Genomic DNA, 18,664 nt, shown 5'->3' with positions numbered 1-18,664 from the left:
ATGAAAAGAGTCTATACCAAAACTGGAGACAAAGGAACAACAGGTATTCATGGTGGCATGCGCGTGCCGAAAGACGATATCCGTATCGAGGCAAACGGATGCCTTGATGAATTGAATGCCGTGATTGGTATCGTGCGCTCCATGCTGGCGGCAGAAGATGGATGGCAGGAGTTGCTGCATGCTGTCCAGCGGGAACTGATGGTGGTGATGAGCCATGTGGCCACTCCCTCGGGAGTGGTGAACCCTAATCCGCTTTCTGCCGCAGAGCTCACGCTGCGCTGTGAGCAGGAGATGGATGCCATGACCGTCCTGCTGACGGACAACGGCTACTTCCTTTTGCCTGGTGGCACTCCCATATCAGCCCAACTGCAGTTTGCCCGTACCGTGGCCCGCCGTGCCGAACGCCGTTTGTGGACACTCCATCGCCAAGACCCCGTGAACGAGGATATTCTGCGCTTCATCAACCGCCTTTCGGACTTGTTCTTCGTCATGGCCCGCATGGAGATGCAGCGGCAGGACTGGCCGGAGGAGAAATGGCAAGAGTTTGCCTACAAAAGGAAAAGACAGTAAGCACTTATCGCTAACCGCCGGGAAGCTGTTTTCAGCATAGGGGTTCTATTTGCTGTCCGAGCCTTAAATCATACAGACATGCCCGTACTTCCGCTTCGCTGCCGATATGCTTTCCTGCATCGTCGGACAGCTTCACGCATTCGCGCCATTCCTGGTTGACGTTCATCTTGCATTGCGTCAGTTTCATTACGATGTTGGAGGGCTTGAATCCGGTATCATTCGTCAGATTGGTGCCGATGCCGAAGGAGCAGCGGATTTTGCCCCTGCAATGCTCCTGGATGTCGAGTGCCTTGCCAAAATCGAGCGCATTGCTGAAGACGATGGTTTTAGTGGTAGGGTCGATACCCAGTTCGCGGTAGCGGGCAACGAGCTTGTCGGTGAAATCGAATTCATCGCCGGAGTCGCAGCGTACACCGTCGAATAGTTTGGCCTGCTTGCGGCTCAGGTTACTTAAGAAAATGCCGGAGGTATAGGTATCGGACAGTGCGATGCCCAAGTCACCGTCGTACACGTTCACCCAGTTTTCCAAGGCCATGTAGTTGGCGTGTTTGTAGCCGAACTGTGCGCCGTGGAACATGAACCATTCATGCGGATGCGTCCCCATAGGCTTCATGCCGTATTTCATGGCGAAGTGGCAGTTGGAAGTCCCGGTACAGTATTCGGCGGTTTCCTTCAGACGGTCTATGACTTTGTCCTGTACCTCGAACGAGAAGCGTCTCCGGGTGCCGAACTCCGAAAAATATAGCTGGTGTCGGTTGGAGAGTGCCACCTTTTCGGACAGTTTGCAGAGTATGCCGTCCATGTCGGCCACGTTTCCCAAAGAACGGTTCTTTATTTCGGATACGATGGAAAGCAGGGGGACTTCGTAAAGGGTGGCCTTGTACAGATAGTCCGTGATTTCAATGTTCAAGTGCCGGTCCTCGTCCAGATGGATGCTTACCTTCTCCGGCTGGAAGCGGAAGGAGGAGAGCCACTCCCAATAGACCCTCGGCAGGAAACGGCAGTGGCGGGTCATGTATTCCAGCTCTTCGGCAGTAAGTACGGTCTGTGCCAGGCTGTCCACCGCCTTTTGCAGTTCCTTCAGAAACGTGTCCGTATAGGCGGTGTCGTCTCTGTCCTTGAAGCTGAAAGTGCCCATGGCATAGGGAAACAATTTGATGTAGGCATACGAGGTGGTGAATTTGTAAAGGTCTGTATCGAGTATGGTATGAATCATGGCAAAATATTCTTTAGTTATGATGTTCGATTTTGGGGATGAAGATAGTGAAAATTTCTTATTTGACCAGCCTCTATCTGTTAACAACGGCATATTCCTATTAAACCATGTTATAAATAAGACCGTTATGAGCTGAAATTTTGGAGAATTCGGAGGAGTCCGTATATTTGCAATGTGTTTTTCATAGTATTAGATTTAAGGTTAACAAAAGATTGGCTGTCTGGGATAGATAGCCTTTTTTTATGCCTTCACTTTTCCTTTTCCGTAGAGGTGGCGTGTAGTGCAGAGCGCCAAAGTTCCATAGACCAATACTTGTATCCACATCGTCAACATCTGCGGCCATACGTCGGCCAGCGTTCCACCCATTGAATTCAGTTTTACAAAAGCAAGTACGGCAGGACCTGCCGGAAACAGATAGTGGGCTGTCTGCCAATACCACGGCATCAGCTCCAGCGGATAGGACACGCCCGAAAGGAAGATATAGCCCACAGAGAAGAAGGCTATCATCAGCAACGGCGCTTCGGAGTCTGTAAACCAGCGGGAGACGGCCAGGGCAAGGAAACTCGTGCCCAGCAGGAAGGGTATCATCATTGTGACGATGTCTCCTCCGCTGCCGATGTGTGGGATGCTGAACAGGTGCGGCAACAGTCCCAGCAGGAATAGGGAAAACACCACGTAGAGCATGAAGTATACGAAGGTCCTGCCTCCGACAATCCGTAATGTATCCTTCAATGAGTCGGCACGCATCAGCCGTATTCCTTTTCTTCGGGCTTCCGCTTCCTCGCCCGTCAGCATGGCAATCACCATCAGCATCGTCTGGAAGATGATGACAATTAGGACGGCGGGAATCAGATAGGAACCGTAGCCCTCTGTATAGTTGTAGAGCGCCGTGCCGGACACGCTGACGGGAGCGGACGAAGCCACTGCCAGCAGTCCTTGCGGAGGTAGGAATACGGTGCCCTCCATGCGGTGGGCATCGTTCACGGCAAGCATGACGCGCGCACTGGATTCTTGCAGTCCTTTGAAGTTGAGGAAAGCGTCCGTGGCGGCATAGAGTACGAAGACCGAAGTCTCGCCCCGTGCCACACGTGCCTCGAAGTCGGCAGGCAGGTAAAGGATGCCTGCCACGTCGCCCTGCTTCATCCATTGGCGGGCTTCGAGGATGTTGGGTGTCTGGCCGTAGACGGCGGTCTGGGGAGTGGCGTCGAGCAGTCGGATGTATTCGCGGCTGAGGGCGGAGTGGGAGAGGTCTACCACTGCGACGGGAGCCTTGCGCACCAGGTTGGGGGCGTACATGTAGTTGTAGAGCAGTCCGTAGAGGAAGATACCGCCTGCCAGCACGAGCAGGATGGCGGGATTGGTGGCGATGGCATGCCACTCGTGGCGGATGACGGAAGCTGTTGACAATGCGGTAGGTGGGCAAGGTGATGGGGAGGCGGAGATTGCTTCTTCCCTTATCTCTTTTTTTATCCACCATTTCAGCAATGGCAGTATCAGCAGTGCTGCCAATAGGAAGATGAAGAGTGTAGCTACCGACTGCCAGAAGTAGGCAAATCCTGCATCGAAGTAAATCATGGCTTGTGCCGCCTCCGTGAAGTGCCGCACGGGGAAGAGGTAGGAGGCCGCATGCACGGGCGCATACATGGCTGTAACGGGAAACGTGACTCCGGACAGCGTAGCCCCCAACGACCCCACCATGGATACTACACTGATGATATAGGCAATCTTGGGAAAGACAGAATAGATAAAGACCGCCAATGCCTGGGTAGCGATGATGAAGAGCACGGTCACTGCATTCATCAGCCACAGACTGCCAGCGAAGGGGATATGTAGCGGGCCGAACAGTACATAGTTTGCCAGGATACCGATGGACGAGAAGATGAGGGTATAGGGCAGCAGTTTCCCTGCTACGGCAGTGAGGATATTGCCTCGTGCCATCTCCAGCCATTCGCCGGCGCTGCCGAATTTCAGTTCGCTGCCTATGGAGTAGACGGTGGTGAGCAGGATGAGTATCTGGAACAGTACGAAAAAGAAAGGCTGGCTCAGGTAGATGGAGTAGTCCATGTCCGGATTGTAGAGGGGATGGGTACTGGCTTCTACGGGGAGCAGAAAGGTCTGTATCTGTTCTCCGCTGACTCCCAGAGCTTCGGCCTGCATCACGATGGGCGAGAGCGCCACGGGGGCAAGCGTATTCTCGAACGCCGCCATCAGCTCGCTGCCTACTGAAAGAAGGGCATAGTGGTAATAATAGGTGAGCGTTGCGCCAGTTCCCGTCACCGCCTTCTGTTCGAAGCGGGGCGGGATGACGAGGTAGCCGTATATGTCCTTCTGTTGCAATGCCCGGCGGGCGTCGGCTTCGTCGGTGAAGTGCTCCGTCACACGGAAGGTGGGGGCGGCAGAGATGCGTCGGGAGATATTGCGCGAAGTGGCAGTGTTGTCCAGGTCGACGATACCCACGGGAATGTTCTCCATCTGTCCGTTTCCAAAGATGGTGGCCATGAAGAACAGACAGAGCAAGGGTAGCACGACGCAGACGCCGAGGTATAGACGGCGGGAGGTCATGCGGTGCCATTCGCGACGGATAACCATGCGGAGCGCTTTCATTGCGTAGCCAAATTCTTTATCTTTCATTTTTTATTCTTCATTTTTAAGAGTACGGACATCCCCGGTCTCAATCCCTCTACCTGCTGTGTGGGACGTGCGTGTATCTCGAACGTCTGCATGTCATAGCTGCCCGTCTGTTTGGTGGATTTCCAGGTGGCGAAGCTGCCCAGCGGACTGATGTAATAGATGCGGAATTCAATGTCCTTGCCGTCGATGGCGGGGACATCGGCACGGAAAGTGCCTCCCATCTTGAACTGCGGCATCAGGTCCTCGCGTATGTTCAGTACCACGTGTGCATCGTCCATCACGACAAGGCTCATGATGGGAGTGCCGGGGGCCACCAGCTCTCCGCGTTTTGGGAAGATGGTGGCTATCTGGCCGTCTTCGGGAGCGGTGAGACGGGAGTCGACGAGGAGGGAGGAGACTTCATCGACGGTGCTTCGCGCCGCTTCCACCAGGCTGCGGGCCGAGGCACGGTCCTCGCTCTGCGCTCCGTCCACGGCCATCTGGTATTGCTCGTAGGCGGCACGTTCGGCGGCTTGGGCGGCTTTGTACATGGCTTCCACCTCGTCACGCCGCTGGGAGGTGACGACACTGTCCTTATAAAGCGTTACAATGCGCTGGTAAGTAGTCTTGGCGAGGGCAAGGTCGCTCTGCGTCTTGTTCCAGAGTTGCCGGGCGGTGGCCACAATCTGGCGGCGGGTACCGGCGTCTATCTTCTTGTTCTGCTCCTGGGCCACCTGCTCCAGGGCATTCACCTGGCGGTATTTGGCTTCGATGGTGGGGCTGTTGATGACGACAAGCGTATCGCCTGCCTTCACCCAGTCGCCCTCTTGTACGAGGAAGGAGTCCACACGTCCGGGCAGCTTCCCGCTGATACGTATTTCCGTTGCTTCCACTTGTCCTTGCAGAACCAGGGGCTGCCGGCTCATGAGTAATATGCCGGCAAGCGAAATGATGACCGTTGCGGCCAGGATAATGACGAATGCAATGCTGATGCTTTTATTATTGATTTTCATAAAGGGTAGGTTTTAATAAGTTGTCTCGAAATATTTCTCGAACCGTTCCGGCGTTCCGCAGATAGCCAGCAGGTTCATCAGTGCCACATCATATTCGTAGTAGGCTGCCAGACGCGCCACGCGGACGGTTGCCAGCATCGTTTCCGCATCTACGACCTCGGTACTGGTTGCCATGCCTTCGGCAAAGGATTTCTTGCGGATTCGCACCAGCTCTTCGCTCAGCTCGATGGTGGTATTCAGGGCGCGTACGTTGTCTTGTGCCTTTTGCAGTTGGGTGTATAGCTTGTCGATGCCTACGCTCAGGTCTTCTTTGGCTTTTTCTTGTCCCAGGGCAAGGGTCTGCTGGGCTATCTTCGACTGGCGGATGCGCTTCTCACGCGCCAGTCCGTCGAACAGGTTCCAGGTGAAGCCCACACCTACGATGGTGCGGGGGACAAGATTGCTTTGTATGCCGTGGGCATAGAGGGTCTGCTTGCCGAATACGGCGATGTCCGGCAGGTAGCCGCTCTGGTCGATGCGGAGCTGCTGGCGGGCAATCTGTGACTGCAGTTGCAGTTGGTTCACGGTGTAGTTCTCCACCCGCATGGCTTGCAGGAACTCCTCTTTGGCGGGCAGTTGGTTGTTGATGAAAAGCTCCGAAGTAGGATGGATGCTGCATGTGTCTTGCAGGTTGAGCAGGGTGCGCAGGGCACTTTGCACGACGGAGGCCTCCTTCCGGGCAGCCTCCAGTGAACGGGCAGCTTCATCCATATTCACTTGGGCAAAGAGCCGGCCTGCCTTGTCTATCATGCCGGCAGCTTCCAGTTTAAGGGCATTCTGGTAATGGCGTTGTAGGCTGTTGTAAGTCTCCTGCCGCACGCGTACTACCTCTTGCGCAAGTTTCAGCCCGAAGTAGCTTTCTGCCAGCAGGGTGCGTTGCGTGGCATCGGTCTGTCCCCGGTTTTCGCGGGCGATGTCTATCATGGTGTTGCCTATCTTCGAGGCCCGGATGCGCTTGCCGCCGGAGAATACGACCCATTCGGCGGTCAGGCCGACGGAAGTCAGGTTGCGTGGAGCCAGTGGAAAGGCAAGGGTATGGGAGCCTATCTGGTCGAGTATGCTGCTGATGAATTGGTCGTCCGGCACGATGTTGTGCACAAAGTCCTTTGCCGGGTCGGTGAACTGGGAAAGGGGCTGTTTTACCTCTATCTTTTCGGAAAGATGCACGAACGTACCGGCACCTTGCAGGGAGGGGTACCAGAGGGCATTCAGTTTGTCACGTTCCGCACGGGCGGCTTCAATTCCCTTGTCGGCTATTTTCAGGCTGCGGTTGCCGTTTTGCATCTGCCTCAGGGCATCACCGAAGCTAAGGGGAAGGGAGGTTTGTGCGGCCACTCCACCGATGGCAAGCAGCACGCAGGCAGCAGCCGGAAAGAATCTCCGGCATAATAGATTATTCATAAGTTCGTTCGGTTTAGGGGTTCTTGTTTCTCTAAACAAGAGGAGGTGGGAATTGTTCAGTAGTCATCTTTTTGAATAGAACGTTACAAATATAACGAATAGTTTCCGAAGATATGGCTTATGAATGGGAGAGATATTCGGATTTGCACTATCTTTGCATTCGCTAAAATGGAATTTATGGAGAAACTTCATCCGATTATGTTTGCCGGGACGGGCAGTGATGTGGGAAAGAGTATCATTGCTGCCGCCTTCTGCCGCATCTTCAAGCAGGACGGCTATCAGCCCGCACCGTTCAAGGCACAGAATATGGCGCTCAATTCATTTGCCACTCCCGAAGGGCTGGAGATAGGCCGTGCCCAGGCTGTGCAAGCAGAAGCCGCCGGAGTGCCTTGCCACACGGACATGAATCCGCTACTGCTGAAACCACAGTCGGACCATACCTCGCAGGTTGTCCTCAACGGGCGTCCTATCGGCAACCGCAATGCTTATGAGTATTTCCGCAAGGAAGGACGCGACGAGCTGCGCCGGGAGGTTTGTGCTGCCTACGACCGCCTTGCCGCTCGCTATAATCCCGTTGTGCTGGAAGGCGCGGGAAGCATCTCCGAAATCAATCTGCGGGATACCGACCTTGTCAATCTGCCGATGGCCCTGCATGCCGGAGCCGATGTAATCCTTGTGGGGGACATTGACCGTGGCGGTGTGTTTGCCAGTGTCTATGGTTCGCTGATGTTGCTTCGTCCCCATGAGCGGGAACGCATTAAAGGAATTCTTATCAACAAGTTCCGGGGGGATATACGTCTCTTCGAGTCGGGCATTACGATGCTGGAGGAGCTTTGCGGCATTCCCGTTGTCGGGGTAGTACCTTACTACCGTGATATCTACATTGAAGAAGAAGACTCCGTGGCGCTTGCCGCAAAGTCTGTCCGTGCCGAGAAGGGAAAGGTGAACATCGCCGTCATTCTGCTGCGCCACCTCAGTAACTTTACCGATTTTAATGTCCTGGAACGTGACCCGCGCGTACATCTCTTCTATACCAACAATGTGGATGAGCTGGCAAAGGCCGACGTCATCCTGCTGCCCGGCTCCAAGAGCACGCTTGATGACCTTTACGAATTACGCCGTAACGGTGTGGCGGCTGCCATCATCCGTGCCCACCGTGAAGGTGCCACCGTGATGGGTATCTGCGGCGGCTATCAGATGATGGGGCAGGAGGTGCTCGACCCTGAGCATGTGGAGGGGGACATTGAACGCCTGCCCGGACTGGGGCTGTTGCCCATCAGTACCCGCATGTCGGGAGAGAAGGTGACCCGCCAGGTGAAGTTCGGTCTGTGCAGTCCCCATTCTCCATCTTCCACTCTCCATTCTTCATTAATGCAGGGTTATGAAATCCATATGGGAGTGACCACCCCCGTGGAAGGTACTCCCGATTCTCCCCTGAATCTTTTGGAGAACGGCTCTACCGACGGTTACTGCGTGGACTCCACCTGCATGGGGACCTATATTCATGGCATTCTCGACAATCCGGAATTCATAGATTTCCTGCTTGCGCCTTTTGCAGACAAACTGTCCGGGAATGCCGGCGCTTTCGATTACCATACATTCAAAGAAGAACAATACGATAGGCTTGCCGAGCACGTGCGCCGCCACGTCAACCTGCCGCTTATCTACCAAATATTGACAAAGAACCATGATTGAAGGACACGGAGACGATTCCTATAAATACAGCCGTCCCATTACGGCAAACTTCAGCTCGAACGTTTACAGCAGGGTAGACCTCTCTGCCTTGAAGGCGCATCTGTGTGCCCGGATTGACGGCATCGGCAACTATCCCGAACCGGAGCCTTACACGTTTGAGGCCTGCCTTGCCCGCTGCCACCGTCTTCCTGCCGAGGCAGTGTGCGTGACGAACGGAGCTACCGAAGCCATCTATCTTACCGCACAGACTTTCCGCGGGACAAACACCGCCATTGTGCAGCCCACTTTCAGTGAATATGCCGATGCCTGCCGCATGCACGGCCATCGGGTCACTTCCCTCTACCGGCTTCCTGCGGAGAGCGAGGGGTATCGCTTGCCGGAAGAGGTGCGCATGCTGTGGCTGTGCAATCCCAATAACCCTACCGGAACGGTTGTGGAGAAGGAATATCTGGCAACACTTATCAGTCATAATCCGCAGGTCTGTTTCGTCATCGACCAGTCCTACGAGTTTTTCACCTTGCGTCCGCTTTTCTCTGCTGCCGAGGCTGCGGAGTTTCCCAACGTCTTGCTGCTGCACTCCATGACCAAGCGTTATGCCGTTCCCGGTCTGCGACTGGGATATGTCACCGGCGCCCCCCACCTGCTGCACCGTCTGCGTACCAACCGTATGCCCTGGTCGGTCAACCAGCTTGCCATTGAGGCAGGGCTCCATCTGCTGGAACATGATGTTCCCAATCCGCTGGATGTGGCGTCTTACTTGCAAGAGGCTGCCCGCCTGCGCAGTGCGCTCGAGGCATTGGGAGGACTGGAGGTATGGGCCACCGAAACCCATTTCATGCTGGTGTGCCTCCGTATGGGTAGGGCTTCCGCTTTGAAAGACTATCTGGCAGGGGAGCATGGTATCTTGATTCGGGACGCCTCCAACTTCGACGGACTGAATGAGCATTTCTTCCGTATAGCCGCCCAGAGCCGGGAGGAGAATGACAGGCTTGTAAAAGCAATAGGACAATGGCTTGAGGAGGAATAACCGATGGAAGAAGATGTGCTTATACTTTTGGGTGTCGCCTTCAACTTGAACCTGCCGCTTCTCACAGCCTGGCTGCTCGACCACTGGCTGGGCGACCCGGCGTGGCTACCCCATCCGGTGGTGGCTTTCGGCAAAGCCATTTCTTTCTGTGAGCACCGGTTGAACCGGGGCGATTCGCGTTTCCTGAAAGGAGCGCTTATGACGGTGCTCCTCGTGGCAGGTGTGTATTTCGTCACGCTTCTGCTACTCCGCTTGGCTGCACTCTTTTCTCCGGGCATGCTGCTGACGGTGCAGATACTGCTGATATTCTATTGCTTGGCGGGCACTACGCTGGTTCGCGAGGTGCGTATGGTGTTCAAGGCGGTGGACCGTTCCTTGGAGGAAGGGAGGATGCAAGTGGCACGTATCGTTGGGCGTGATACGTCTGCGCTCTCGGCGCAGGAGGTGAGAACCGCGGCATTGGAGACTTTGGCAGAGAATTTGAGTGACGGGGTCGTTGCTCCCTTATTCTGGTATCTGCTGTTGGGAGTTCCGGGCATGCTTGCCTATAAGATGGTGAACACGTTGGATTCCATGGTCGGCTACAAGAACGAGCGCTATCGTCGGTTCGGCTGTTTCGCCGCCCGTCTGGATGATGTTGCCAATTATATTCCTGCTCGTCTGACAGCCTTTCTGATGGTACTGGTTTCCGGTCGCCTTTCCTTGTTTGCTTTTGTGGGCAGATATGGCAGCCAGCATGCCAGTCCCAATTCCGGTTATCCGGAAGCCGCCCTTGCCGGTATTTTGAATTGCCGTTTCGGGGGGCCGCACAACTATTTCGGCGAGGAGGTATGGAAACCTTATATCGGTTCTAATGAACGGCCTCTGAAGACAGAAGATATGCGTGTGGCTGTCCGCATCAACCGGCGTGTGGAGTGGTGGATGGTAGTTGCCGTAATAGTGACATCGACCTTGGCTTCCTTTTGTTTTTAAAATGTTGTTATTTTAACTGATTCTTTGTCCGTTCCAAAAAGATATAATATCTTTGCAAGACCGCGTTGCATTAAAAATGTAACTTTTAAAGCAGACAAAGTCTTATAAATGAGGATAAAGCAACTATATATATTCCTTTTCTTTATTTGGTTCGGGAGCACAATAATTGCATCGGCAACAGATAAAGCGGATTCTTGGACTAAAGAAAAGGAAAGTATAGTCCATGAGGTCATCTCCACTTTTCACAACAGCCTCGGTTTCGACTATCTGACCCGGGAGGAGTGTGACTCGCTGAATGCCGACGGCCTTTTGTCCCAATTGGATGAATCCCAGCGCTATTACACCTATTTCGAACTGGAAAGAATACTTATAAAATCCTCCCTTTTCCGTGGAGAAATCCGTATGGCTATTGCCCAGAGCGACCAGATGTACTCCAAAGCCCGCGCGCTTGCCTACCCCTTCGGCAATGCCCTTGCGCTGAATGCCATGGGAGAGGTGTACAGCTATACCGGCAGGCTCCGGGAAGCCGGTGTCGCTTATGAAGAGTCCTTGAGACTGCTGGATGGGATGGACGGGGAGGATGTGCATATCCGTATGCTACTGGTGGAACTGATAGATTATAACCTGCGCATACGGAATGTAAACGGTGCCTCGCGTTATCTTGCACGTCTGAACCTCTATCCGGAAGACCGGCTTTCTCCGCTGGAGCTGGCCATGCGTCACATCTCCAATGCTTCCTGCCAATTATTCAAGGGTGACTTGAAAGCTGCCAGCCATTGTCTGGTACAGATAGGCCAGCTTGAAACGCAGCTGATTCCGGAGATACGGCAATACCTTCTGATTATAGATGCCCGTTATCTGGTGGCCACCGGAGAGCATGAGGCAGCCTTGACCGCCTACAATGATTTCCTTCAAACCGAATATGCCCGGATAAACCATAACATCTACAAGGAAGCTCTGCTCGAAAAAGCGGATTTACTGGTGAAGATGGGAAATAAGGAAGAAGCCTACGGACAGTACGGCAAGGTCTTTTCGTATATCAAGACTTCGTTCGAGAAGAACTATCCCAAGGAGATAGACCGGCTCTGTACCCGTTTCCAGGCCGACCAACTGGCCTACCAGAACGAACGCGACCGCATTGTATCCATGCGTTTCTATCTGGCAGGCATCATTGTGTCCGTACTGTTTCTGATATTCCTCCTGGTGCTGGGCTGGAAGAAGATATTCCGTTTGAAGCGTTCCCAGATGCGGCAGGAGGCGATGAAGGAGAAAGCGGTGCAAGCCATACAACGGAAGAATATGTTTCTTTCGAACATGAGCCATGAGGTACGTACGCCGCTGAATGCCATTGTCGGATTCTCGGCGGTACTGACGGATGAGGACGAGTCGTTCGATGACGAATCGCGCCGGGAGTTCTCCGAAATTATCAAGGTGAATTCCTTTCAGTTGCTGAAACTTATCAATGACATTCTGGATTTCTCGGATTTCGAGAATGACAATATAACCTTCAACATCCGCACGCATGATGCCGTGAAGTTGTGTAATGAGGTCGTGGAGACCGTGATGGCCTCGCGCAAGCTGGAGGTTGAAATGCGTTTTGACACGGATTTGTCCGTCCTGATGCTGGATACGGACGATGCGCGCCTCCGCCAAGTCTTGATAAACCTGCTGGTGAATGCCACCAAGTTTACGGAACAAGGCTCCATCGTGCTGGAACTGAAGATGGCTGATGCCGGTACGGCACTTTTCTCCGTGACGGATACCGGATGCGGCATTCCACCGGAGAAGCAGCACTTGATTTTTGAACGCTTTGAAAAGCTGAATGATTTTGTGCAGGGAAGCGGACTGGGCCTTTCCATCTGCCAACTGATTGTGAAATATATGAACGGCAAGCTGTGGGTGGACAGTGGGTACACCCGTGGCGCGCGTTTCTGTTTTACGCATCCTTTGAAGTATAATCCCGCATTACACGGAGGAACGGCGCAATGAAACGAATACTGATTCTCATCCATGTTTTGTTTTGCGGATATATCTGTCCGCTGCTGGCAGAAGACACGGGGGCTGTCCGGTATCAGGACAGCATCCTGAAGGTTGCCGATACCCTGCCGGCCACCCTTGTCCGGCTGACGTATCTCCGTGACATGGCCTACAAGCACCAGTATGCTCCCTATAACATGACTTTTTCCACCCGTCTGTACGAGGAGGCGCGGCGGCAGAAGAACGCTTTCTATGAGAATATGGGCGCTTACTATCTGGCGGCATGTTATGACAAGAAACACGACCCGGACAGTCTGTCGTATTGGGTGGATGTGCTGAAGGATTTTGTCCCCCAGGTAGGCACTTACGATTATTATCTGGAGCAGAAGGCTGCCATCAGCCGCGCCCTGGCTTCCAAGAGACAGATAGAGAAAGCGGTGTATGTGGCTAAGGAGACGTTGGAGGAATCAAAACTCCGCCATAGCAATAACGGGATGATAGCAGCGTATAACAGTCTGGGATGTGCCTACGGAGTGTCCAGCCGCCCGAATGAGGCACTGGACTCTTTCTTGGAGGCTTACCGGAATTTCTCTCCCCAGACAAAGGCCAGCCTGAAGGTGGATATACTGTCGCGTATTGCCCAGGTATACGGCAATGGCGGTAAAGACAGCCTGAAGCTGCCCTATTTGCATGAAATGGACACGACGTTGCAGGCGGTCATTTCCAAAGAACCCGAGACACGGAAGAACTGGAGCAATTTCGAGATTGACTGCGAAGTGAAGTATATCCTGCACTACATGAACCAGAAGAACTTTACAGTGGCGCACGAGCATATCGAGAAAGTAAAGAAACTGCTTGAGCCGCATGTAGATCCCGTCTTCTGGCTGAATGTCCAGTTGATACAGCTTCAATATTATGCCAAGACCGATGAGTATGACAAAAGCATCGCATTGATAGACGAGGTGACCCCTACGGTACTGAACAACTACGTCTCCACCTTTGCCACTTTGATAAACTACAAGGCGAGTACGCAATATGACAAGGGGGACATTGACGGGGCCATCGAGACCCGGCGCTACCTCATACGCAAGCAGGATTCGCTGAACAATGCCTTCTCGGCCAACCAGTTGAAGCAGGTGAAGGAGATTTACCACATTGACGAGCTGTTGCTGGAGAAGCAGAAGATTCAGGACATGAATTACCGTATAGGATTTATATTCCTGGGTGTCTGCCTGCTGCTGATGCTGCTTTTCTATCTGTATACGCGCTATGTCTCCGGAAAGATTGCTGTCGTAGAGAAGAAGACGGCTGAAGCCGCCTTGCAGGCAGAGACGGACAACATCGCGAAGGAGCGTCTGAAATCGGAAATCAGCCATGATATACGTACCCCGCTGAATGTGGTGGTGGGCTTTGCCGAATTGCTGATCGGGAAAGAGGAGCTGGATAAAGAGACTAAGAAGGAGTACGGACAGATGATTCAGACCAATGCGGAAAGTCTGCTGAATTATGTCAACAGCATTCTGGAGTTGTCCCGCTTGGAGTCCGGCAAGATTCAGTATGAGGACGAGGAGTGTGACGTTATTCAGTTGTGCAGTGAGGTGCTGGATAAAGTGAACGGTCGTGGGGAGAGCACTGTGTCTGTCAGCCTGCAGACCGATCTCAAGGAACAGCTTGCAAGGACGGACCGGAGGTGGTTCGATACATTGCTTGTCAGCCTGCTGACTCCGTCAGAGAATGACACTTCCCGTTATGAGGCGATTATCCGCATCAGACGCGACCGGAGTAAACCGCTCCTTTATTTCGACGTGGTCAACGCCCCGTTTGCAAAGGTACATTTTGAGAATAAAACGAGCTTGATTCGCCATGAAATCAATGCCCATTTTATTCATTATTTTGGAGGTATCTACAAGGTGCAAACCGAAGCGGAGGAAGGCCCTACTATTTCGTTCACTATTCCTTGTCGAGATTGATGCGGACGATGCCGCCGTAGGGCGTCAATGCGTCGAAGGCTTCTTCGGCTTTAAGGATTCCGGCATAGAGTTGTGCGCAGATTAATACGCCTCCGTGTGCGAAGATGGCAACGCGTGTATAGGGCTTCTTCTTTAATTCGTCCAAAAACTGGCTGACACGCCGGTATTGCATAGCAAAAGATTCTCCACCGGTAGCTGCCACGTTTATGTAGTCGGCATACCATTCCTGCAGGCGTGGGTCCTCATTCTGCTCGAACGGCTTCATCTCCCAGTCGCCAAAATTGATTTCCATAATCCGTTTGTCCCGTTCTGCATCGGGATAGCCGCAATAGGTGGCGAGGCGCACGCAGCGGGTCAGGGGACTGGTGTAGACGTGGTCGAACGGAAGGTATGCCTTCAGGTTTTCTGCTGTCACGGCGGCTTCCGCTTCAAACGTGGGTTTCAGGGGAACATCGGTCTGTCCGTAGCATACGCCCGGAGGAACATCTACCGAAGTGTGTCGAATGAGTATTACTTCCATCTTTAATTTTTGGTTTTAATTTATAATTAGGATAAGGCTTCCCAAGTAGAAGGACAGTTCGCATAGCAGGAAAGTAGCCCCGCAGCAGTCCCCCGTATATCCTTGCAGGCGTCGCTTCATCAATCGGTAGAGCAGGAAGAAGGTGAGCAGTGGGAAGAGGGTGGCAATCCACAGTTTTATAGGCAGCAGCAGTACGAAAGGAAGCAGGCCGCAAAGAAATCCGGCCAGTAACTCGTGCCGACTCATGCGGTTGTAGACGGTTTTGCTTTTGCTGTCTTCCTCTTTCCGGGCATAGGGCAGGTAGTTGACAATCTGGGAGGCACAGAACTTGGACCAGCAGTCACCGCTGAGCACAAGGATGCAGAGAAGTCCCAGTGGCAGGTGATGAAGTTGGAGCAACAGCAGGAAATAGCATATCAATCCGATGACACCGTAGCTTCCGATGTGGGAATCCTTCATGATGGCAAGAGTCCGTTCTCGGGTGGTGCCGCCACCAAAGCCGTCGAAAAAGTCCGCCAGTCCGTCTTCGTGCAGGCAACCGGTGACAAGCAGGCGTGCGATGAGGGCAAGAATCCATGCCAATGACACCGGCATAATCTGTCCGGCAAGCCACAGCACTGCCGCCATCACGCCTCCCGTCAGCCAGCCTATAAGCGGCCAATAGGGAACCACATGCTTGAAACATTCTGCCGGTACTTCCTTGATTTTCCAGAAGGGCAGTCGGGTGAGCATTATGAATGCAGCCAAGACATTGTTCATGTTAAAAGTATTTGGTGATGGAGGCATGTACAAAGTTATCCATTTCATTGAGCATCCGCACGGCCGAGTCGACAATGGGATATGCACAGATGGCCCCTGTTCCTTCTCCCAAACGCAGCCCCAGATTCAGCAGCGGACGGGCATGCAGGGCGTCGAGCACCAGTTTGTGGCCCGACTCGTCTCCGCAGTGTCCGAAGATGGCGTAATCCGTCACTTCCGGGTAGAGCCTGGCGGCGGCAAGCAGGCAGTTGGTCATGATGAATCCGTCAACAAGGATAATCATCTTCAGCTCGGCAGCTTGCAGCATGGCGCCTATGGCCATTACCATTTCCAGTCCACCAAAGTAGCGGATGATGTCCCGGGGAGAGCCGTCGCCTTTGTAATTCTCCATAGACTGTTTCAGCACTTCGTATTTGTGGCGGATGCCCGCGCTGTCGAGTCCGCTGCCTGCGCCGACACATTGTTCCAGAGGAATACTGGTAAAGCAGGTCATCCACAGGGAGGATGAAGAGGTGTTTCCGATACCCATTTCACCGAAGCTGAGGACATTGCTGCCTTCTTCATGGCATTGGCGCACCACCTCGGCACCCCGTTCCAGGCACATCTCCATTTCCTCTTCCGTCATGGCTGCCTCGTGCAGATAATTTCTGGTACTTTTGCGCACTTTCATATTGATGATGCCTTTCTCGTAGGGGAGGTCGTAGTCTACTCCTGCATCTACTATTTTCAGGGTAAAGCCGTGCTGCCGGCAGAGGAAATTGACACCTGCCCCTCCATGAAGGAAGTTGCTGATTTGCTGCCAGGTGATTTCCTTTGGAGACAGACTGACACCTTCTTCTACAATGCCGTGGTCGGCGGCGAAGATAATGTTTTGCGGATGTTTCAAGGCGGGGGATAATGTCTGTTGTATGAGTCCGATTTGGAGTGCCAGTTCTTCTAAAATGCCCAATGAACCTTTGGGTTTGGTCAGGTTGTTGATTTTGTCAATCAATGCGGGACGGATTGACTCGTCCGGACGGGTGATATGAAATGTTTTCATCAGTCTGTTGAATTTTAATTGTTTGTTGTTTTATGAATGAGTGTTTTTTACGGTAAGTGGGATGCCGGATACCATCAGTATCACTTCGTCGGCACGGGCGGCTACATATTGGTTCATCCAGCCTTGCATGTCCGTGAACTTTCGTTGCAGTTCGTTCTCGGAAGCTCCTCCCATACCTATTTCATTGGTTACAAAGATGAAGGTTGCGTCTTGTGCCGTGAAGCGGTCGAACTCTGCCTTTACTGCGGCAAGTGCCCGGTCGGTATCTGAATGCAGGTCGAAGAAAAAGTTGGTACACCATAAGGTGATGCAGTCTATCAGGACGATCCGTCCCTCCAGCCGGTGGCGGCTGAGTTCTTTCTGCTCTTCGATGTTTGTCCATTCCGGTCCCCGGCGTTCCTGATGCCGGATTACCCTCTGGCGGAATTCTTCGTCCCAAATGCGTGCTGTGGCAAGATAAACGGGAGTGGGAGAGAGCTTGAGTGCCAACTTTTCCGCATAGGTGCTTTTGCCGGAACGTGCTCCTCCGGTGATGAGTATGATTCGTTTCATTGGTATTTAGTCTGTATTTTGAAAGAATATCTTTGTTTTCCCGAGCAAAAATAGGAAATATTTGACGAAACGTTTGTTTTTTTAGGAAGGAATTTATTAACTTTGCCACCGTTTTTAAGGCATGACCTTGGAAATGTTTATGCGGCAGTAGCTCAGTTGGTAGAGCATCAGCTTCCCAAGCTGAGGGTCACGAGTTCGAGTCTCGCTTGCCGCTCTTTATAAAAGGCTGAATACTTAGTTATTCAGTCTTTTTCTTTTTTAAGAACATTCATTCTCAGGTATTAATAATTCTTCTAAACTATTTTTTAAGCTGCACTTATATTGTTTTTCCCCTTTTTCTGTTTTTCTTATTGTTTGTTCGCATATGTAATATAGCCGAAATATATATTACATCGTGAATAGTAAATTTACAAAAATGCAACACTTTAAAAGTTAATAAATATAAAAGAAGTAATAATATATTCTTTATATGTTGCTTTTATTAAAAATTATCCATTTATTTGTCTGACAAATAATACTAATAGGACTAATAATAACACGATTTAATATATGGAAAACTTAAAAATTGATGGGCAGTCGATTACTTTGGTAGACCAAGTGGAAGACAAGTTATTGAATTATTTCAGAAGTCAGGACTTGAAAGTGGGTGATTCTATCCCTAACGAAATTGAGTTGTCGTCAGCGTTGGGGGTAGCTCGTAGTGTTCTTCGGGAAGCTCTTAGCCGTCTGAAAATGATGGGAATGATTGAAAGCCGTACACGTCGTGGAATGATATTAACTGAGCCTTTCATCTTAGGGGGAATGAAGAGAGTGGTTGATCCCCGTATTATGAGCCAGGAATCACTTCTCGATCTTTTGGGATTCAGGGTTGCCTTGGAGATAGGAATCAGTAGTGACATATTTCATAATATTAAAGAGCAGGATATTATGGAACTGGAAGAGATTGTTAATGCAGGCGTTGCATTGGGGAACAACGAATATGCCAATCTCAGCGAATATACTTTCCATTCAAAACTATACGAAATAACGGGGAATAAGACGATTGTACAGTTCCAAAGCATCATTCATCCGGTTATGAACTTTGTAAAAACCAATTTGAGGGAACGGGTGGAAGCTATAAATATAGAACTGGAGAAAAAGGGAAAGATTGTAACTCACACCGATTTATTGAACTTTATCAAGAATAAGGATGAAATGGGCTACAGAAATGCTATCGAGCAACACTTTTATGTCTATAAGAAGCTGATTTATGATAGGGCAGTGTTAGGAGAACAGAATAAGGGTCAATCACAATAAAAATATGA

At 51.9% G+C, this 18,664-nt stretch carries 15 protein-coding genes and 1 tRNA gene; 8 read left to right on the top strand and 8 right to left on the bottom strand.

All coding sequences use genetic code 11. From position 1 onward, the window contains the following. Nucleotides 1–570, top strand: coding sequence for a cob(I)yrinic acid a,c-diamide adenosyltransferase (locus DW896_RS01335; RefSeq protein WP_119992732.1), 570 nt, complete (start codon nucleotides 1–3; stop codon nucleotides 568–570). 31 nt (nucleotides 571–601) lie between these two features. Here the strand turns inward: DW896_RS01335 and pncB are convergent, their stop codons facing one another. The 4 genes from pncB to DW896_RS01315 form a co-directional block, all read right to left on the bottom strand. Beyond that, nucleotides 602–1,786, bottom strand: a complete 1,185-nt coding sequence (gene pncB, locus DW896_RS01330) for a nicotinate phosphoribosyltransferase (RefSeq protein ID WP_057281158.1) — start codon at nucleotides 1,784–1,786, stop codon at nucleotides 602–604. A 240-nt stretch (nucleotides 1,787–2,026) separates the two neighbouring features. Next, nucleotides 2,027–4,417, bottom strand: a complete 2,391-nt coding sequence (locus DW896_RS01325) for an ABC transporter permease (RefSeq protein ID WP_034529802.1) — start codon at nucleotides 4,415–4,417, stop codon at nucleotides 2,027–2,029. Further along, complete coding sequence (locus DW896_RS01320) at nucleotides 4,414–5,409, bottom strand: HlyD family secretion protein (RefSeq protein WP_009038534.1); 996 nt, start codon at nucleotides 5,407–5,409, stop codon at nucleotides 4,414–4,416. Before DW896_RS01320 ends, DW896_RS01325 begins: the two co-directional genes overlap by 4 nt. Nucleotides 5,410–5,421: 12 nt before the next feature. Beyond that, nucleotides 5,422–6,849, bottom strand: a complete 1,428-nt coding sequence (locus DW896_RS01315) for a TolC family protein (protein ID WP_008663462.1) — start codon at nucleotides 6,847–6,849, stop codon at nucleotides 5,422–5,424. Between the two features lie 177 nt (nucleotides 6,850–7,026). On the opposite strand from DW896_RS01315, the gene DW896_RS01310 reads away from it, so the two are divergent. The 5 genes from DW896_RS01310 (at nucleotide 7,027) to DW896_RS01290 (ending at nucleotide 14,490) form a co-directional block, all read left to right on the top strand. Beyond that, nucleotides 7,027–8,544 carry a cobyric acid synthase gene (locus DW896_RS01310; RefSeq protein WP_178611733.1) on the top strand — a complete coding sequence of 506 codons (1,518 nt, stop codon included), beginning with the start codon at nucleotides 7,027–7,029 and terminating at the stop codon, nucleotides 8,542–8,544. After that, nucleotides 8,537–9,571: a threonine-phosphate decarboxylase gene (locus DW896_RS01305; RefSeq protein WP_009038531.1), complete on the top strand. Its 1,035-nt coding sequence runs from the start codon at nucleotides 8,537–8,539 to the stop codon at nucleotides 9,569–9,571. The genes DW896_RS01310 and DW896_RS01305 overlap by 8 nt, the downstream gene beginning before the upstream one ends. A 3-nt stretch (nucleotides 9,572–9,574) precedes the next feature. Continuing rightward, a complete protein-coding gene (cbiB, locus tag DW896_RS01300) occupies nucleotides 9,575–10,543 on the top strand; it encodes an adenosylcobinamide-phosphate synthase CbiB (RefSeq protein ID WP_009038530.1) in 969 nt (322 codons plus the stop codon). 108 nt (nucleotides 10,544–10,651) lie between these two features. Next, entirely contained in the window at nucleotides 10,652–12,532 is a 1,881-nt protein-coding gene (locus DW896_RS01295; RefSeq protein ID WP_117652725.1) for a HAMP domain-containing sensor histidine kinase, read from the top strand. Next, the gene (locus DW896_RS01290; protein ID WP_009038528.1) at nucleotides 12,529–14,490 is read left to right on the top strand and encodes a sensor histidine kinase KdpD; all 1,962 of its coding nucleotides are present in this window, start codon (nucleotides 12,529–12,531) and stop codon (nucleotides 14,488–14,490) included. Before DW896_RS01295 ends, DW896_RS01290 begins: the two co-directional genes overlap by 4 nt. Here the strand turns inward: DW896_RS01290 and cobC are convergent. Genes cobC through cobU form a run of 4 tightly spaced genes read right to left on the bottom strand, consistent with a single transcriptional unit; the run spans nucleotide 14,471 to nucleotide 17,360 of the window. Next, on the bottom strand, nucleotides 14,471–15,010 hold the full coding sequence (cobC, locus tag DW896_RS01285; RefSeq protein WP_009038527.1) for an alpha-ribazole phosphatase: 540 nt from the start codon (nucleotides 15,008–15,010) through the stop codon (nucleotides 14,471–14,473). The two genes, DW896_RS01290 and cobC, sit on opposite strands and share 20 nt — an antisense overlap. A gap of 15 nt (nucleotides 15,011–15,025) precedes the next feature. Next, nucleotides 15,026–15,769, bottom strand: coding sequence for an adenosylcobinamide-GDP ribazoletransferase (gene cobS / locus DW896_RS01280; RefSeq protein WP_009038526.1), 744 nt, complete (start codon nucleotides 15,767–15,769; stop codon nucleotides 15,026–15,028). Nucleotide 15,770: 1 nt separating this feature from the next. After that, nucleotides 15,771–16,808 (bottom strand): nicotinate-nucleotide--dimethylbenzimidazole phosphoribosyltransferase, encoded by a 1,038-nt coding sequence (cobT, locus tag DW896_RS01275; protein ID WP_009038525.1) that lies wholly within the window; start codon nucleotides 16,806–16,808, stop codon nucleotides 15,771–15,773. A gap of 30 nt (nucleotides 16,809–16,838) precedes the next feature. Continuing rightward, a complete protein-coding gene (gene cobU / locus DW896_RS01270; protein ID WP_009038524.1) occupies nucleotides 16,839–17,360 on the bottom strand; it encodes a bifunctional adenosylcobinamide kinase/adenosylcobinamide-phosphate guanylyltransferase in 522 nt (173 codons plus the stop codon). 141 nt (nucleotides 17,361–17,501) lie between these two features. On the opposite strand from cobU, the gene DW896_RS01265 reads away from it, so the two are divergent. Both DW896_RS01265 and DW896_RS01260 read left to right on the top strand, forming a co-directional pair. Then, nucleotides 17,502–17,574: transfer RNA gene (locus DW896_RS01265), tRNA-Gly, on the top strand. 335 nt (nucleotides 17,575–17,909) lie between these two features. Then, a complete protein-coding gene (locus DW896_RS01260) occupies nucleotides 17,910–18,656 on the top strand; it encodes a FadR/GntR family transcriptional regulator (RefSeq protein WP_005829254.1) in 747 nt (248 codons plus the stop codon). Nucleotides 18,657–18,664: the final 8 nt, after the last annotated feature.

It is taken from the genome of Bacteroides sp. AM41-16 (assembly GCF_003603495.1).
GTDB lineage: Bacteria > Bacteroidota > Bacteroidia > Bacteroidales > Bacteroidaceae > Bacteroides > Bacteroides uniformis.
Note: the sequence above shows the minus strand (reverse complement) of the source record. Positions and strands in the feature narration are given on the sequence as shown.

Coding starts and splice junctions, on each gene's coding strand:
- DW896_RS01335 (WP_119992732.1), top strand. CDS start 1: ATGAAAAGAGTCTATACCAAAACTGGAGACAAAGGAACAACAGGTATT.
- pncB (WP_057281158.1), bottom strand. CDS start 1,786: ATGATTCATACCATACTCGATACAGACCTTTACAAATTCACCACCTCG.
- DW896_RS01325 (WP_034529802.1), bottom strand. CDS start 4,417: ATGAAAGATAAAGAATTTGGCTACGCAATGAAAGCGCTCCGCATGGTT.
- DW896_RS01320 (WP_009038534.1), bottom strand. CDS start 5,409: ATGAAAATCAATAATAAAAGCATCAGCATTGCATTCGTCATTATCCTG.
- DW896_RS01315 (WP_008663462.1), bottom strand. CDS start 6,849: ATGAATAATCTATTATGCCGGAGATTCTTTCCGGCTGCTGCCTGCGTG.
- DW896_RS01310 (WP_178611733.1), top strand. CDS start 7,027: ATGGAGAAACTTCATCCGATTATGTTTGCCGGGACGGGCAGTGATGTG.
- DW896_RS01305 (WP_009038531.1), top strand. CDS start 8,537: ATGATTGAAGGACACGGAGACGATTCCTATAAATACAGCCGTCCCATT.
- cbiB (WP_009038530.1), top strand. CDS start 9,575: ATGGAAGAAGATGTGCTTATACTTTTGGGTGTCGCCTTCAACTTGAAC.
- DW896_RS01295 (WP_117652725.1), top strand. CDS start 10,652: ATGAGGATAAAGCAACTATATATATTCCTTTTCTTTATTTGGTTCGGG.
- DW896_RS01290 (WP_009038528.1), top strand. CDS start 12,529: ATGAAACGAATACTGATTCTCATCCATGTTTTGTTTTGCGGATATATC.
- cobC (WP_009038527.1), bottom strand. CDS start 15,010: ATGGAAGTAATACTCATTCGACACACTTCGGTAGATGTTCCTCCGGGC.
- cobS (WP_009038526.1), bottom strand. CDS start 15,769: ATGAACAATGTCTTGGCTGCATTCATAATGCTCACCCGACTGCCCTTC.
- cobT (WP_009038525.1), bottom strand. CDS start 16,808: ATGAAAACATTTCATATCACCCGTCCGGACGAGTCAATCCGTCCCGCA.
- cobU (WP_009038524.1), bottom strand. CDS start 17,360: ATGAAACGAATCATACTCATCACCGGAGGAGCACGTTCCGGCAAAAGC.
- DW896_RS01260 (WP_005829254.1), top strand. CDS start 17,910: ATGGAAAACTTAAAAATTGATGGGCAGTCGATTACTTTGGTAGACCAA.